This is a genomic window from Delftia tsuruhatensis (assembly GCF_903815225.1).
GTDB classification, from domain to species: domain Bacteria; phylum Pseudomonadota; class Gammaproteobacteria; order Burkholderiales; family Burkholderiaceae_C; genus Comamonas; species Comamonas tsuruhatensis_A.
Genome location: NZ_LR813084.1, coordinates 4,092,289 through 4,108,150 on the forward strand (window position 1 = coordinate 4,092,289; position 15,862 = coordinate 4,108,150).

The window sequence follows — 15,862 nt, forward strand, 5'->3', positions numbered from 1 at the left end:
CAACCATTTGTATGCCACCCAATGTCCCCATCCCTCCCGGACCAGCATCCGCTGCAGGCCGATGCCGCAGCCGTCCAGCGGCATTTCATGTTCACGCTGGGCCAGGTCAACAAGCAGTGGCGCCGCACGCTGGACCGCCTGTTGGCGCCCATGGGCCTGACCCAGGCCCTGTGGATGCCGCTGATGCACCTGGCGCGCTCGCCCGAGGCCATGCGCCAGAAGGATCTGGCGCATTCGCTGGCGCTGGACAGCTCCTCGGTCGTTCGCCTGGTCGACGGACTGGCGGCCCAGGGCTGGATAGAGCGCGTGGACGACAGCGACCGCCGCGTCAAGAAGATCCAGCTCACGGCGGCAGGCCATGCCCAGGTCGAGGCCGTGCAAGACCTGCTGCAACAGGCGCGCGCCCAGGTGCTGGGCGCCGTGCCGCCCGAAGAACTCGATGCAGCCTACGCCACGCTGCACCGCCTGCTGGACGCCATGGGCAACGCCTCCTGCCTCGACGACGATGCCGCGGCCTGACCCGGCCAGCACACCCCGCACCCGACTCCTGTCCGTTTCCATGCAAAGCGATCCCCATTCCCTGCGCAAGGCCCCGCTGTGGCTGCTGGTCCTCGTGACCATCGTCGGCACGCTGGCCATGCACATGTTCCTGCCCGCCCTGCCCGATGCGGCTCGCCAGCTCGATGCCGGGGCCAGCCAGATGCAGCTGACCATCACGGTCTACATCCTCGGCCTCGGTGTGGGCCAATTGATCTACGGCCCGCTGTCCGACAGCCTGGGACGGCGCCCCATGCTGCTGGCCGGCCTCATCCTTTATGCGCTGGCCAGCTTCGCTGCCTTCCTGGCGCCCTCCGCTTCCTGGCTGATCGGCGCGAGGCTGTTCCAGGCACTGGGCGGCTGCGCCGGCCTGGCGCTGGGCCGTGCCATCGCGCGCGACTCGACCACGCCCGAGAACGCCGTGGGCAGCCTGGCGCTGCTCAACCTGATGATGATGATCGGCCCCGGCATCGCACCGGCCATCGGCTCGGCCATCGACGACATGCTGGGCTGGCGCGCCATCTTCGGTACCCTGGCCGTGGTCGGCGGCGTAACGGCCTTCGCCATCTGGAAGCGGCTGCCAGAAACCGGCCAGCCCACCGGCCGCCTGCACCTGGCGACCATCCGCGACGACTACCGCAGCCTGCTGGGCTCGCCGGCCTTCGTGGGTTTCGCCGTGGGCGGCGGCTGCGCCACGACCTCCATCTATGCCTTTCTCGCTGCGGCCCCCTTCGTGTTCATCGAGCAGCTGCATTCCAGCAAGCATGAGGTCGCCATCTACCTGGGCCTGCTGATGGCCGGCATGGCCGTGGGCAATGCGCTGGCCCGCCAGTTGATACGGCACTGGGCGCTGGACCGGCTGATGCTCAGCGGCAACCTGCTGAGCCTGGCCTGCGCGGCCTCGCTGCTGCTGCTGGCCCTGCTGGGGCAGCTCACGCCGGCCATCGTGGTCGCCCTGATGGCACTGTTCGCGCTGGGCTCAGGCCTGACCAGCCCCGCCGCCCTGACCAGCGCGCTCAGCGTGCAACCCCGCCTGACCGGCTCGGCTGCCGGGGTCTACGGCTGTACCCAGATGGCCGTGGGCGGCCTGTGCACCCTGGGCGCCAGCCTGGGCAGCAATCCCGCGCTGTCCGCGTCCCTGGTCCTGGTGCTGGCGTGCGTGGTGGGGCAGATGGGCTTTCGCGGCGCGCTGCGCCGGACGAAGCACCAGCCGGGCTGACGACAGGACAGTCCCCGAGGCGACGGCGCCGGCCAGCCCGCGCGCCGAGCCAGGCATCAGGCCGCCCACGCCTCGATTACATTGGCGCAGCCGTGGGCACACGCCACGGATCCATGGAGACAACAACATGCGCCAGAATTCCTTTTACCCTGCGGTCTGCCAGAGCGCTGCCGGCCTGCTGGCCGCCGCGGCCCTGCTTGCAGGCCCTCTCGCCCGGGCCGGCTCCATCGAGGCCGCCGAGTTCAAGAGCGCCACGCTGCAGCGCAGCTGGACCTACAACGTCTACCTGCCCACGGGCTATGACGCCCAGGCACGGCTGCGCTATCCGGTCATGTACCTGCTGCATGGCAACGACGGCCAGCGCAATGACTGGGCCGTCAAGGGCAGCCTGCTGCGCACCGTGGACCAGTTGATACAGAACGGCGAGATCCCGCCGGCCATCATCGTCATGCCCGATGCGGGAACGACCTGGTACGTGGACCTCAAGGAGCCCATGGAAACCGCCTTCTTCCAGGACCTCGTGCCCCATGTCGAGAAAAAGTACCGCACGCTGACCAGCCGCGACGGCCGCGTGATCGGCGGTCTGTCCATGGGCGGCTACGGCGCGCTGCGCTATGTACTCAAGTACCCCGAGAAATTCCAGGCCGCGGCCCTGCTGAGCCCGGCCATCTACAACCCCGAGCCGCCCGCCGATTCTTCGGCACGCTTCGTCAAGGTCTTCGCCGAGCCCGGCACCAGTGGCCAGTACAGCGCCACCGTCTGGAAGAGCTACAACTATCCAGTGCTCTGGGACGCCTTCCTGGCCAGGAAGATCAGCGTGCCCATGTACATCAACTCGGGCGACGACGACGAGTTCATGATCGAATCCGAGGCCGCCCAGCTCTACGGCCAGCTGCGCAAGAACAAGCAGCCCGCCGAACTGCGCATCGTCAACGGCAAGCACGAATGGCCGGTCTGGGAGAGCACCGTCGGCGATGCGCTCAAGTACGTGTTCCGCACCGTGCGCCGCCCGCAGGCGGACAACTGAGTCCACGAGAACAAAAAGGGGAAGCCATCGGCTTCCCCTTTCTTTGATGGCGCCGCTTGCGCCTTACAGGTTCCCGACCATCCTGGCGGGGATCACCCAGGCATCGAACTGCTCGCCCGTCAAATGGCCCGAGGCCACGGCGGCTTCGCGCAGGCTGGAGCCTTCCTTGTGCGCCTTCTTGGCGATGGAGGCCGCCTTGTCGTAGCCGATGTGCGGGTTCAGCGCGGTGACCAGCATCAGCGAACGCTGCACCAGCTCGGTGATGCGCTCCTGGTTCGGTTCGATGCCGACCGCGCAGTGGTCGTTGAAGCTTCTCATGCCATCGGCCAGCAGGCGCACGCTCTGCAGGAAGTTGTGCGCGACCATGGGACGAAACACGTTGAGCTCGAAGTTGCCCGAGGCGCCGCCGAAGTTGATGGCCACGTCGTTGCCGAAGACCTGGGCCGCCAGCATGGTCACGGCTTCGCTCTGCGTGGGATTGACCTTGCCGGGCATGATGGACGAGCCGGGTTCGTTCTCCGGAATCGAGATCTCGCCCAGGCCGCTGCGGGGGCCCGAGGCCAGCCAGCGCACGTCGTTGGCGATCTTCATCATGCTGGCGGCCAGCGTCTTGAGCGCCCCGTGGGCATGCACCAGGCCGTCGCACGAGGCCAGGGCCTCGAACTTGCTGGGCGCCGTCACGAAGGGATGGCCCGTGAGCCGGGCCAGTTCAGCGGCCACGCCTTCGGCATAGCCCTTGGGCGCGTTCAGGCCCGTGCCCACGGCCGTGCCGCCCAGCGCCAGCTCGTACAGGTGCGGCAGCGCGGCGCGCACATGCTTTTCGCCATGGGCCAGCTGGGCCACCCAGCCGGAGATTTCCTGGCCCAGCGTCAGCGGCGTGGCGTCCTGCAGGTGGGTGCGGCCGATCTTGACGATGTCGGCATAGGCCTCGCTCTTGGCCTGCAGCGTGTTGCGCAACAGGGCAATGGCGGGCAGCAGCTTTTGCTCGATGGCGGTGACGGCAGCCACATGCATGGCGGTCGGGAACACATCGTTGCTCGACTGGCTCTTGTTCACGTCGTCATTGGGGTGGACCAGCCGCGATTCGCCGCGCTCGCCACCGAGGATTTCGCTGGCGCGGTTGGCCAGCACCTCGTTGACATTCATGTTGGTCTGCGTGCCCGAGCCGGTCTGCCAGACCACCAGCGGGAATTCATGGGGGTGCTTGCCGGCGATCACTTCGTCGGCGGCCGCCAGGATGGCCTGGGTCTTCTTCTCGTCGAGCAGGCCCAGCTTGTGGTTGACGGTGGCCGAGGCCTTCTTGACCTGGGCCAGCGCGTGGATGATCTCGCGCGGCTGCTGCTCTCCACTGATGTCGAAGTTCTGCAGCGAACGCTGCGTCTGCGCGCCCCAGAGCTTGTCTGCGGGGACGTCAATGGGTCCGAAAGTGTCTTTTTCCTGGCGGGTCGCGGTCATTGGTATGGACTCCTGGGTGAAAACAACGCGGCGCAGTTGGCTGGAGGCAGGTCTCGGCGGGCCGCGCAGGACGTGGCTCGGGGATGTCTGGCTGGCAGGGCCGCAATGGCAAAAACCCGCCCATGGTAACTCCGTAAATGGGAACCTATCGCATCCACCCCCACTGCGGTGTCGCCCAGGCATGCCGCTTCGTCCAAACCCCTTGACTCTTGTACAAGACTGCGCCGATTGCGTGCACTTTCCACCCCATAGCGCCGATAATCGCCCGGGGGACTCCCCTCCCCTGTTCTCCCGATCAAAAAGACACCCCACCGATGACCACCACGATCCGCCAGCAGGACCTGATCGATTCGATCGCAGGCGCCCTGCAGTACATCAGCTACTACCACCCCGCCGACTACATCGCCCACCTGGCCCGCGCCTACGAGCGCGAGCAGAGCCCGGCGGCCAAGGACGCGATGGCCCAGATCCTGACCAACTCCAAGATGTCGGCCACCGGCCACCGCCCCATCTGCCAGGACACCGGCATCGTCAACGTCTTCCTGAAGGTCGGCATGGATGTGCGCTGGGAAGGCTTCACCGGCGGCCTGGAAGACGCCATCAACGAAGGCGTGCGCCGCGGCTACAACCACCCCGACAACACGCTGCGCGCCTCGGTGGTCGCCGACCCGCAGTTCGCCCGCAAGAACACCAAGGACAACACGCCCGCCGTCGTCAGCGTGCAGATCGTGCCCGGCGACAAGCTGGACGTGACCGTGGCCGCCAAGGGCGGCGGCTCCGAGAACAAGTCCAAGATGATCATGATGAACCCCAGTGACAACCTGGTCGACTGGGTGCTCAAGACCGTTCCCACCATGGGCGCGGGCTGGTGCCCGCCCGGCATGCTGGGCATCGGCATCGGCGGCACCGCCGAGAAGGCCGTGCTGCTGGCCAAGGAAAGCCTGATGGAAGACCTGGACATGTACGAGCTGCAGGCCAAGGCCGCGCGCGGCGAGAAGCTCGACCAGGTCGAGGAGCTGCGCCTGGAGCTGTACGAGAAGGTCAACGCCCTGGGCATCGGCGCCCAGGGCCTGGGCGGCCTGGCCACCGTGCTGGACGTCAAGATCAAGATGTACCCCACGCACGCGGCCTCCAAGCCCGTGGCCATGATCCCCAACTGCGCGGCCACGCGCCACGCCCATTTCGTGATGGATGGCTCCGGCCCCGTCTACATGGACGCCCCCTCGCTGGACCTGTGGCCGAAGATCGACTGGGAGCCCGACTACAACAAGTCACGCCGCGTGGACCTCAACACCCTGACCAAGGAAGAAGTCGCCAGCTGGAAGCCGGGCGACACGCTGCTGCTCAACGGCAAGATGCTCACGGGCCGCGATGCCGCCCACAAGCGCATCCAGGACATGCTGGCCAAGGGCGAGAAGCTGCCGGTGGACTTCACCAACCGCGTGATCTACTACGTGGGCCCGGTCGATCCCGTCAAGGACGAAGCCGTGGGCCCCGCCGGCCCGACCACGGCCACGCGCATGGACAAGTTCACCGACATGATGCTGGAGCAGACCGGCCTGATCGCCATGATCGGCAAGGCCGAGCGCGGCCCGGTGGCCATCGAGTCCATCAGGAACCACAAGTCCGCCTACCTGATGGCCGTGGGCGGCGCCGCCTACCTGGTCTCCAAGGCCATCAGGAACGCCAAGGTCGTGGGCTTCGAGGACCTGGGCATGGAAGCCATCTACGAATTCGACGTGGTGGACATGCCCGTGACCGTGGCCGTGGACGCCGGCGGCACCAGCGCCCACATCACGGGCCCGGCCGAATGGCAAAAGCGCATCGCCTCGGGCGAGTTCAAGACGATAGCGATCGCTGCGGCCTGAGTCTTAGGCAAGCATCACAAGGCCGCCTTCGGGCGGTTTTTTCGTTGGCACGAACATTTGTGCAAGACTACCCGCCCGCATCCACCGGCTCACGGCCTCACCATGACCATCGTCCTCGCCCTGATCGCACTGCTGGCCGTGGCCAGCCTGGCCTGGCGGCTCTCCTCCCGCCGCCATGCCCTTCCCTGCCCTTCGTGGCTGCGCTGGATGGTCGAACTCGACAACCCGTTCGCGGTCAGCAACAAGGCGGCCTTCATCGTCGCGCAGTTGCAGATCCACCCAGGGATGAAGGTGCTGGATGCCGGCTGCGGTCCGGGCCGCGTCACCCTGCCGCTGGCGCGTGCCGTCGGCGACACGGGACAGGTGCTGGCCGTGGACTTGCAGCCGGCCATGCTGGAACAGGTGGTGGCCAAGGCCAAGGCCCAGGGTCTGGAAAATGTGCGTACGCTGGCTGCGGCACTGGGCCAGGGGCAATTGCCAGCAGGCCAGTATGACCGCGCCGTGATGGCCGCCGTGCTGGGCGAGATCCCGGACCGCGCCGCTGCCCTGGCCGACCTGTTCCAGAGCCTGCGGCCCGGCGGCCTGCTGGCCGTGGCGGAGTTGGTGTTCGACCCGCATTTCCAGCGCCGCTCCACGGTGGAGAGGCTGGCGCACGATGCGGGCTTCGCTCCCCATTCCTTCCATGGGCACGCGGCCGCCTACCTGCTGGTGCTGCAACGCCCTCCCACCCCATGATGGACATGAAAGCACCCATGATGACCCTGAGCACACAGCGCGTGCATCTGCGCCAATGGCAGACCCGGGACTGCGCACCGTTCGCCGCGCTCAATGCGGATACCGAAGTCATGCGGCACTTCCCCACAACGCTGACACGCGACCAAAGCGATGCCATGGTCGACAAGATGCACCTGCTCATCGAAGAGCGCGGCTGGGGCTTCTGGGCCGCCGAGCACCGGGACAGCGGCGAGCTCATGGGCTTCATCGGCCTGCACATCCCGGCCGCCGACCTGCCATGCTCTCCCTGCGTGGAAATCGGCTGGCGGCTGGCCCGTCCGTTCTGGGGCCAGGGCCTGGCCAGCGAAGGCGCCAGGGCTGCGCTGGCCCATGGCTTCGATGTGCTGTGCCTGCCCTCCATCGTGTCCTTCACCGCCCTGTCCAACCTGCGTTCGCGAGCCGTCATGCAGCGGCTCGGAATGCAGCGCGAAGCCGAAGACTTCGAGCATCCGGCCGTGCCTGAGGGGCATGCGCTGCGTAAGCACTGCCTGTATCGCCTGTCACGCGCGCAATGGTGCCAGCAGCATTCGACAGCGCACCATGGGCAAGCCTGAGCAGGCATACTTGCAACGCCCTCCCACCAGTCATCCACCCACATCCCATGACCCTCCCGGCCTCACCCATCGGCGTCTTCGACAGCGGTATCGGCGGCCTCAGCGTGCTGCAGGCGCTGCGCCATGAGTTGCCGCATGAGCGCTTCGTCTACTTGGCCGACAGCGGCAACGCCCCCTATGGCGATGCGCGCGGCGACGCCTTCGTGCAGCAACGCGCGCGCGCCATCGCGCGCCACCTGCGCGAGCAGTACCAGATCAAGGTACTGGTGATCGCCTGCAATACGGCCACGGCCGCCGCCGTGGACATGCTGCGCGCCGAAATGCCCGACCTGCCGCTGATCGGCGTCGAGCCGGCCATCAAGCCCGCCTCGCTGTCCAGCCAGACAGGCCATGTGGGAGTGATCGGCACGCGCGGCACCGTCAGCAGCGCCCGCTTCGCGCGCCTCGTCGCCGAGCACGGGGAGCGCGTGCACTTCCACGCCCAGGCCTGCGATGGCCTGGCCAAGGCCATCGAGGAGAGCACGGAACGGCCCGTGCCCGAGGACCCCATGGCCACGGAGGTCGCCGAACTGTGCGCCCGGTACGTCGCCGCGCTGGGCGACTTTGGCCAGAAGACGGGAGAGATGGACACGCTGGTGCTGGGCTGCACCCACTACCTGTTCGCCCGCGAACAGTTGCGCACGTTGCTGGGTCCGGACATCCAGTTCATCGACACGGGTGCCCCCGTGGCACGCCAGACGCGCCGTGTGCTCGGTCGCCTGGGCGCGCTGGCCGACGAGTCAGAGACCCCTCCGACACCCGACAGCCAGATGCAGTTGATGACGACGGGATCGCTTCAGGCCCTGCAGGCCGCCGCTTGGCGCTGGCTGGAGCTGCCGGCCCGGTGCTGCTCTGCCATTCAGGTGGGAGAAGCTTCCACCACCGCCGCCTGAGTCAGGCCGGCGCCTACTGCCACAGGCGCCGGCCCGAATGGTCCATCCAGCTCAGGTACAGGCGCAACTCGAACTCCAACTGGTGGTAGTCGGGCTCCATGTGCGTGCACAGCTGGTAGAAGGCCTTGTCATGCTCCGGCTCGCGCAGATGGGCCAGCTCATGGACGACGATCATCCGAAGAAAGGCCTCGGGCGCTTGCTTGAACAATGCGCCGATGCGGATCTCGTGCCTGGCGTTGAGCCGGTTGCCCTGCACCACGGTGCGGCGCGTGTGCAGGCCCAGCGCGTTGTGGACCACATGGATGCGGCCGTCGTAGGCCACCTTGTTCAGCGTGCCGGCATTGCGCATGTGGCGGCCCTTGAGTGCATCCACATAGTCATACAGGCTCTTGTCCGTGCGCACGGCATGGGCCTGCGGGTGCTTGCGCAGCAGCCAGGATTCCGCCCTGTCCTCGGCCAGCCAGCCGCGCACCTGCGCCTGCAGCGTGGCCGGATAGGCGGCCAGGTAAGGCAGGGGCAATACCTGCTCCGGCCCCTGCGCCTCACGGCGCTGCCCGCGTTCGCGGCGTACCGCGTCCACGACGGATCCGGAATACCTGGGCGTACTGGTCTGTGCCGCCATGGCCGTGCGCTGCACGTGGCAGCGCCCCGTCCTCAATGCAGGTGGCGCGGACGGCGATTGCCGCCATGGCCCGAGCCCGAGCCGCCCGTACCGCGCGGCGGCTTGCCGATTTCCAGGGAACTGACCAGGGCATCGAAGCGCTGCGAGAACAGCTTGTCGATCTCCTGCACCACCCCACCCAGCTCGGAGCCGTCGAAATGTCGCTCCATGAGGTTGACCACATCCTGCACCAGCAGGTCGCGCTGCACCTGCATGATGGCGGCAGGCGTGGGGCCGACGAAGAGCATGACGAAGTCGTCGCGCGACTCCGCCTCCTCCGACTCCTCCTCCTCGTCGAATTCGGTGTCGTAGAAGGTCACCTCGATGGCTGCGCCCTGTTCAGCCAGCTCGTTGATGCCCATGCACATCTCGTCCAGCGACTGGCGGAAGTCCTCGTCACCGCGCACCGTCCAGCACATCTGCAACAGGCGCTCCTTGTTGTCGAACTGGATGCCGGGCTCTTCCTCGTAGACGCTGCCGGCACCATCCGCCAGCGAGCGGGCACCCGCGTACTTCCACAATGGGCCCAGCGCTTCCTGCAACTGCTCGTACGTCGTTTCGGCGCGCAACAGCACCTGGCCGTGCACATGGATTTCAAAGGGAGCGTTGTAATTTGACATGTTCTGGTCTGAGATGAGTTTGGCCGCACCCGTCACGCCGCACCATGTGCCACGATCAATGTCAACATAACGCATGCAGGCGTGGCCATCACCGTCTGCCCGAGCCGTGCCATCCAGGCAAGCGCCCGGGGCCTGATGCAGGGATTCTCGCACGTAATGCCTGCCAGCAAGGGCTCGGCAACACATGGCCACAATGCTCCAGCAGACCCGCTGCCACGGATGACGAGAACGGCATCCACCTTGAGGAAGTTGCTTGTTGACTGGTGCCCCGAGCCGGGATCGAACCGGCACGCCCCTGTTCGGAAGCGGCGGATTTTAAGTCCGCAGTGTCTACCAATTTCACCATCGGGGCCCTGCGCCATCGCAACAGGGTCCGGCGCAGGCCGGACGGGCTGCATGCTGCGGCACCAATGAAAAAGGGAAGCGTTACCGCTTCCCTTTTTCTGAACTGGAGCGGGAAAACGGGTTCGAACCGTCGACCTCAACCTTGGCAAGGTTGCGCTCTACCAACTGAGCTATTCCCGCGTATCTGAAAAGCTGTTCGCCTTACAGAGCAGACTTGAATTGTAGCGCAGATTTCCAGACCCTCCGGAAAAAATCCAGAAATCTTCCCGGCCACCAAGGACCGGCCAGCCGCCCGGTGCGGCTCACTTGCCGTCGATGCGCTCCTGCATGCGCTTGGCTCGCTGCTCGGACGGCGGATGGGAGCTCAGGATGGAGCTACCACCGCTGCCGCCACTGAGCTTGGCCAGCTTCTGGAACGACGTCACCAGGCCCTGGCGGCTCATCTTCTTTTCCGTCAGAAGATCGAAGGAATAGTCATCAGCCTCCGACTCCTGCGATTGCGAGAACTGGGCATTGATGAACTTCTCGCCCAGCTCCCCAGCCTGGGATCGCGACAGCGAGGCAAGCGCCGCATTGCCGCTATTGGCCGCAATGGAGCGCGCCGCCGATGCCGCATATGCCGTCTGCATGCGCTTCTTGCTATGGCCCAGTGCCACGTGGCCGATCTCGTGACCAATCACGCCACGCAGTTCATCGTCATTCATCAGATCCATCAGTCCGCTGTAGACGCGAATGCAGCCATTGGCCATGGCCCAGGCATTCACGTCCTGGGTCATGTAGACCTTGTAGACGGCCTTCTTTCCATTGATGGTCTGGGGCATGCTGGCGATGACCTTGTTCAGCCGCACCGTGTACTTGCTCCTGGCATCTGCCACCTTGTTCTGGGCATCCATGGCAGCGCAGGACTCGTTGGACAGCGTGACCACATCATCATCCGTCAGCGTCATGGCCTTCATGGCCGTGGAGCCCGAATCCATCAAGGCCCCCACGTTTCCGGATTCCATGGTCTTGCAGCCGGCAAGAACCATACCGCCGGCAATGACACCCATCCACAGCTTACTTCTCATAACTCCCCCCTTATGAATTGAATGAAAGGCAGATCATAGCCATGATCGACCCGATCAATCCACCCTCATTGCCAATCCATTTGCACTTTTTTGCAATTTGGAAGCATGCATATTCGATCCCGGGGAGATTACCAATTAATAACAATTGGAAACAATATCGACAAATAGAGCCCCGCGCTCCATCCGCCTGGCGCAGGATGCCAGACACATGGTCCCGCGAAGAAGACAAGGCTCTACGAATTTGCCAACAGCAATGCCCCAGCCACGGCCAAAGGAAGCTGCAGACCAAAAAGAAAAAGGCCCCAAGGGGGCCTTTTCAAAGTCGTCTACCTGTATTTTGGAGGCGCGAACCAGAGTCGAACTGGTCTAACCGGATTTGCAATCCGGGGCATAACCGCTTTGCTATCGCGCCAAGATCACCATCAACCTGCCGCGGCACGCCACGGCATTCAAATCTGGAGCGGGAAAACGGGTTCGAACCGTCGACCTCAACCTTGGCAAGGTTGCGCTCTACCAACTGAGCTATTCCCGCAAACATTCAGGCAACCAACCGGCACCCGAATCGAACATGCACGAGGCACATCCTGAAACTGGAGCGGGAAAACGGGTTCGAACCGTCGACCTCAACCTTGGCAAGGTTGCGCTCTACCAACTGAGCTATTCCCGCAAACATTCAAGCAGCCAACCGCCACCCGAATCGGACATGCACGAGGCACATCCTGAAACTGGAGCGGGAAAACGGGTTCGAACCGTCGACCTCAACCTTGGCAAGGTTGCGCTCTACCAACTGAGCTATTCCCGCATTTCTATCGAGCCTGACATTCTACAACGTCGTTTGCTGCGATGGGATGAATTGTAGCGCAGTTCTTGGGGAGTTCAGGAAAAACGCTACATTTTTTCATCATCAGTGCTTGACCGCCGGCTCCACCGCCTTGGACTCCGGTGTCGGGGGCGCAGCGGCGTCCTCTTCGGACAGGGGCTCGGGCACGCGCTCCAGCGCCACCTTGAGAACCTGGTCGATCCACTTGACAGGGATGATTTCCAGGCCGCTCTTGACGTTGTCCGGGATCTCCTGGAGATCCTTGACGTTCTCCTCGGGGATCAGCACCGTCTTGATGCCACCTCGCAGGGCCGCAAGCAGCTTTTCCTTGAGGCCGCCAATGGCCGTGACCTCGCCGCGCAGCGTGATCTCGCCCGTCATGGCCACGTCGGCACGCACGGGAATGCCGGTCAGCGCCGAGACAAAGGCCGTGGTCATGGCCGCGCCGGCGCTGGGACCGTCCTTGGGCGTTGCGCCGTCGGGCACGTGAACGTGGATGTCCTTCTTCTCGAACGCCTCGTCCTTGATGCCCAGCATGCGCGAGCGGCTGCGCACCACCGTGCGTGCAGCCTCCACCGATTCCTTCATCACGTCGCCCAGCGAGCCGGTGCGCGTGATCACGCCCTTGCCGGGCATGATGGCCGCCTCGATGGTCAGCAGATCGCCACCCACCTCGGTCCAGGCCAGACCCACGACCTGGCCCACCTGGTTGTTGTGTTCGGCCCGACCATAGGTGTACTTGCGCACGCCCAGATAGTCGGGGAGGTTGTCGGCGGTGACGACGACGGTGGGCTCCAGCTTCTTGAGCTGCAATCCCTTGACGACCTTGCGGCAGATCTTGGACAGCTCGCGCTCCAGCGAGCGCACGCCGGCCTCACGCGTGTAGTAGCGCACGATGTCGCGGATCGCGGATTCCTCCACGCGCATCTCGCCGTCCTTCACACCGTTGTTGGTGATCTGCTTGGGCAGCAGGTAGCGGATGGCGATGTTGACCTTCTCGTCCTCGGTGTAGCCCGACAGGCGGATCACCTCCATGCGGTCCAGCAGCGCGGGCGGGATGTTCATGGAGTTGGAGGTGGCCACGAACATCACGTCGCTGAGGTCGAAGTCGACCTCGACGTAGTGGTCGCCGAAGGTGTGGTTCTGCTCGGGGTCCAGCACCTCGAGCAGCGCGCTCGAGGGATCGCCACGGAAGTCCATGCCCAGCTTGTCGATCTCGTCGAGCAGGAACAGCGGATTGCGCGTGCCGACCTTGTCCAGGCTTTGCAGCACCTTGCCCGGCATGGCGCCGATGTAGGTGCGGCGATGGCCACGGATCTCGGCCTCGTCGCGCATGCCACCCAGCGCCATGCGCACGTACTTGCGGCCCGTGGCCTTGGCGATGGACTGGCCCAGCGAGGTCTTGCCCACGCCCGGAGGTCCGACCAGGCACAGGATGGGCGCCTTGACCTTGTCCACGCGCTGCTGCACGGCAAGGTACTCAAGGATGCGGTCCTTGACCTTTTCGAGGCCGAAGTGGTCGGCGTTGAGCACTGCCTCGGCATTGGCCAGGTCGTGCTTGATCTTGGTCTTCTTGCTCCAGGGCAGGCCCGTGAGCACGTCGATGTAGTTGCGCACCACGGTGGCCTCAGCCGACATGGGCGACATGAGCTTGAGCTTCTTGAGCTCGGCCTCCGCCTTCTTGCGTGCCTCGGCGGGCATGCGCGCCGCCTTGATCTTCTTCTCGATCTCCTCGATGTCGGCACCGTCCTCGCCCTCGCCCAGCTCCTTCTGGATGGCCTTGACCTGCTCGTTCAGGTAGAAGTCGCGCTGGTTCTTTTCCATCTGGCGCTTGACGCGGCCACGGATGCGCTTGTCGACATTGAGGATGTCGACTTCGCGGTCCAGCTGCTCGAACAGGTTCTCAAGCCGCTCCTTGATGTCCACCAGATCGAGCACGGCCTGCTTGTTCTCCAGCTTGAGCGGCAGGTGGGCGGCGATGGTGTCCGCCAGCCGTCCGGCATCGTCGATGCTGGCGATCGAAGTCAGGATCTCGGGCGGGATCTTCTTGTTGAGCTTGACGTACTGGTCGAACTGCTGCGTCACGGCGCGGCGCAGGGCCTCGATCTCGCTGGGCTTGTGGATTTCCTCCTCGGGTGCCACAGGAACGATGGTGCCCACGAAATGGGTCTCCTCGTCCATGACCTGCTTGACCAGCGCGCGCTGCTGGCCTTCGACGAGCACCTTGACCGTGCCATCGGGCAGCTTGAGCATCTGCAAGATGGTGGACACGCAGCCCACATCGAACATGTCGGCCGCCGTGGGCTCGTCCTTGGAGGCGGTCTTCTGGGCCACCAGCATGATGCGGCGATCGCCCTCCATGGCCAGCTCCAGCGCCTTGATGCTCTTGGCGCGGCCCACGAACAGCGGGATCACCATGTGGGGGAACACGACCACATCACGCAGCGGCAGCAGCGCCAGGTCCAGGGGGGTAGAAGGCAAAGGGGTATGTCCTGACATGGGAATCCTCGGTATGTCAGCGGAAGATGGTCCGCCCACCGGTGTATTTCAACCCCGCCGCCCGAAAGGATTTCGGACTGCGGGGACTTGCGCGGCCGGACCTTGCGGACCGGCGGCGCATCAGGCCTTCTTGGCAGCCTCGCGATAGACCAGCAGAGGCGCCTTTCCGTCTTCGATGGTGGACTCGTCCACCACCACCTTCTCGACATTGTCGGCAGTGGGCAACTCGTACATGGTACCGATCAGCGACTGCTCCAGGATGGAGCGCAGGCCGCGGGCACCCGTCTTGCGCGCCAGCGCCTTGCGGGCAATGGCCTTGAGGGCCGCGGGCCGGATCTCCAGCTCCACGCCCTCCATGGCCAGCAGCTTGCTGTATTGCTTGACCAAGGCATTCTTGGGCTCGGTCAGGATCTGCACCAGCGCGTCCTCGCCCAGTTCGGCCAGGGCCGTGACCACGGGCATGCGGCCGACCAACTCGGGGATGATGCCGAACTTGATCAGGTCCTCGGGCTCGATCTCCTGGAACACCTCCGAGATGGAGCGCTGCTTCTTGCTCTTGACCGTGGCGCCGAAGCCGATGCCCGAGGCCTCGGTACGGTTCTCGATCACCTTCTCCAGGCCAGCGAACGCGCCACCGCAGATGAACAGGATGTTGGTGGTGTCGATCTGCAGGAAGTCCTGGTTGGGGTGCTTGCGCCCGCCCTGCGGCGGCACGCTGGCCATGGTGCCCTCGATGAGCTTGAGCAGGGCCTGCTGCACGCCCTCGCCCGAGACATCACGCGTGATGCTGGGGTTGTCGGACTTGCGCGAGATCTTGTCGATCTCGTCGATGTAGACGATGCCGCGCTGGGCACGCTCGACGTCGTACTCGCAGCTTTGCAGCAGCTTCTGGATGATGTTCTCCACATCCTCGCCCACGTAGCCGGCCTCGGTCAGCGTCGTGGCATCCGCCATCACGAAGGGAACGTTGAGCATGCGCGCCAGCGTCTGCGCCAGCAGCGTCTTGCCCGAGCCCGTGGGGCCGATCAGCAGGATGTTGCTCTTGGCCAGCTCCACCTCGTCCTTGCCGGCCTTGTCCTTGTGCCGCAGGCGCTTGTAGTGGTTGTAGACGGCCACGGCCAGCGTGCGCTTGGGCAGGTCCTGGCCGATCACATAGTTGTCCAGGTTGGCCTTGATTTCAGCGGGCGTGGGCAGGTCGCCGCGGCCGTCCTTGGCCTCGGTGCTGGGCTGCTCGTCGCGGATGATCTCGTTGCAGAGATCGATGCACTCGTCGCAGATAAAGACTGACGGACCAGCGATCAGCTTCTTGACCTCATGCTGGCTCTTGCCGCAGAAGGTGCAATAGAGGTTCTTTTCGCTGGAGGAGCCTTTTTTCTCGGCCATGGGGTCGGTGCCTTGTTACAGAAATATGGAAAAGGATGATAACCAAATGGAAAGCGGCGTTTCCCGTAGGGGGAAAACGCCGCCCAATCATGCAGCCGCTC

At 64.8% G+C, this 15,862-nt stretch carries 13 protein-coding genes and 6 tRNA genes; 7 read left to right on the forward strand and 12 right to left on the reverse strand.

What is annotated here, in order from left to right; genetic code table 11:
• Positions 1-21 precede the first annotated feature (21 nt).
• The 3 genes from L1Z78_RS18515 to L1Z78_RS18525 all read left to right on the forward strand — a co-directional run bounded on the left by L1Z78_RS18515 (position 22) and on the right by L1Z78_RS18525 (position 2,783).
• Entirely contained in the window at positions 22-519 is a 498-nt protein-coding gene (locus tag L1Z78_RS18515; RefSeq protein WP_234637839.1) for a MarR family winged helix-turn-helix transcriptional regulator, read from the forward strand.
• A gap of 40 nt (positions 520-559) precedes the next feature.
• Positions 560-1,756, forward strand: coding sequence for a multidrug effflux MFS transporter (locus L1Z78_RS18520; RefSeq protein WP_234637840.1), 1,197 nt, complete (start codon positions 560-562; stop codon positions 1,754-1,756).
• Between the two features lie 127 nt (positions 1,757-1,883).
• Complete coding sequence (locus L1Z78_RS18525; protein WP_234637841.1) at positions 1,884-2,783, forward strand: alpha/beta hydrolase; 900 nt, start codon at positions 1,884-1,886, stop codon at positions 2,781-2,783.
• A gap of 63 nt (positions 2,784-2,846) precedes the next feature.
• On the opposite strand, the gene fumC is transcribed toward L1Z78_RS18525, so the two are convergent.
• Positions 2,847-4,238: a class II fumarate hydratase gene (gene fumC, locus L1Z78_RS18530; protein WP_234637842.1), complete on the reverse strand. Its 1,392-nt coding sequence runs from the start codon at positions 4,236-4,238 to the stop codon at positions 2,847-2,849.
• Between the two features lie 314 nt (positions 4,239-4,552).
• Between fumC and L1Z78_RS18535 the strand changes: the two genes are divergently transcribed.
• The 4 genes from L1Z78_RS18535 to murI all read left to right on the forward strand — a co-directional run bounded on the left by L1Z78_RS18535 (position 4,553) and on the right by murI (position 8,366).
• Positions 4,553-6,106 (forward strand): fumarate hydratase, encoded by a 1,554-nt coding sequence (locus tag L1Z78_RS18535; RefSeq protein WP_234637843.1) that lies wholly within the window; start codon positions 4,553-4,555, stop codon positions 6,104-6,106.
• Between the two features lie 102 nt (positions 6,107-6,208).
• Positions 6,209-6,841 carry a class I SAM-dependent methyltransferase gene (locus L1Z78_RS18540; RefSeq protein WP_234637844.1) on the forward strand — a complete coding sequence of 211 codons (633 nt, stop codon included), beginning with the start codon at positions 6,209-6,211 and terminating at the stop codon, positions 6,839-6,841.
• A 17-nt stretch (positions 6,842-6,858) separates the two neighbouring features.
• The gene (locus tag L1Z78_RS18545; RefSeq protein WP_234637845.1) at positions 6,859-7,434 is read left to right on the forward strand and encodes a GNAT family N-acetyltransferase; all 576 of its coding nucleotides are present in this window, start codon (positions 6,859-6,861) and stop codon (positions 7,432-7,434) included.
• A 47-nt stretch (positions 7,435-7,481) separates the two neighbouring features.
• Positions 7,482-8,366 (forward strand): glutamate racemase, encoded by an 885-nt coding sequence (gene murI, locus L1Z78_RS18550; protein WP_234637846.1) that lies wholly within the window; start codon positions 7,482-7,484, stop codon positions 8,364-8,366.
• A 13-nt stretch (positions 8,367-8,379) separates the two neighbouring features.
• On the opposite strand, the gene L1Z78_RS18555 is transcribed toward murI, so the two are convergent.
• From L1Z78_RS18555 to clpX, 11 genes are all read right to left on the reverse strand, one after another.
• A complete protein-coding gene (locus tag L1Z78_RS18555) occupies positions 8,380-8,988 on the reverse strand; it encodes a M48 family metallopeptidase (protein ID WP_234637847.1) in 609 nt (202 codons plus the stop codon).
• Positions 8,989-9,020: 32 nt separating this feature from the next.
• Positions 9,021-9,647 (reverse strand): DUF6806 family protein, encoded by a 627-nt coding sequence (locus tag L1Z78_RS18560; RefSeq protein ID WP_234637848.1) that lies wholly within the window; start codon positions 9,645-9,647, stop codon positions 9,021-9,023.
• Between the two features lie 261 nt (positions 9,648-9,908).
• Positions 9,909-9,999: transfer RNA gene (locus L1Z78_RS18565), tRNA-Leu, on the reverse strand.
• Between the two features lie 97 nt (positions 10,000-10,096).
• A tRNA-Gly gene (locus tag L1Z78_RS18570) sits at positions 10,097-10,172 on the reverse strand.
• Between the two features lie 122 nt (positions 10,173-10,294).
• Complete coding sequence (locus L1Z78_RS18575; RefSeq protein WP_234637849.1) at positions 10,295-11,059, reverse strand: M48 family metalloprotease; 765 nt, start codon at positions 11,057-11,059, stop codon at positions 10,295-10,297.
• Positions 11,060-11,397: 338 nt separating this feature from the next.
• Positions 11,398-11,471: transfer RNA gene (locus L1Z78_RS18580), tRNA-Cys, on the reverse strand.
• Positions 11,472-11,515: 44 nt separating this feature from the next.
• Positions 11,516-11,591: transfer RNA gene (locus L1Z78_RS18585), tRNA-Gly, on the reverse strand.
• A gap of 59 nt (positions 11,592-11,650) precedes the next feature.
• Positions 11,651-11,726 (reverse strand) — tRNA-Gly (locus L1Z78_RS18590).
• 59 nt (positions 11,727-11,785) lie between these two features.
• Positions 11,786-11,861: transfer RNA gene (locus tag L1Z78_RS18595), tRNA-Gly, on the reverse strand.
• A gap of 102 nt (positions 11,862-11,963) precedes the next feature.
• Positions 11,964-14,378, reverse strand: a complete 2,415-nt coding sequence (lon, locus tag L1Z78_RS18600; protein WP_234637850.1) for an endopeptidase La — start codon at positions 14,376-14,378, stop codon at positions 11,964-11,966.
• A gap of 120 nt (positions 14,379-14,498) precedes the next feature.
• Positions 14,499-15,761 carry an ATP-dependent Clp protease ATP-binding subunit ClpX gene (gene clpX / locus L1Z78_RS18605; protein ID WP_234637851.1) on the reverse strand — a complete coding sequence of 421 codons (1,263 nt, stop codon included), beginning with the start codon at positions 15,759-15,761 and terminating at the stop codon, positions 14,499-14,501.
• Positions 15,762-15,862 lie beyond the last annotated feature (101 nt).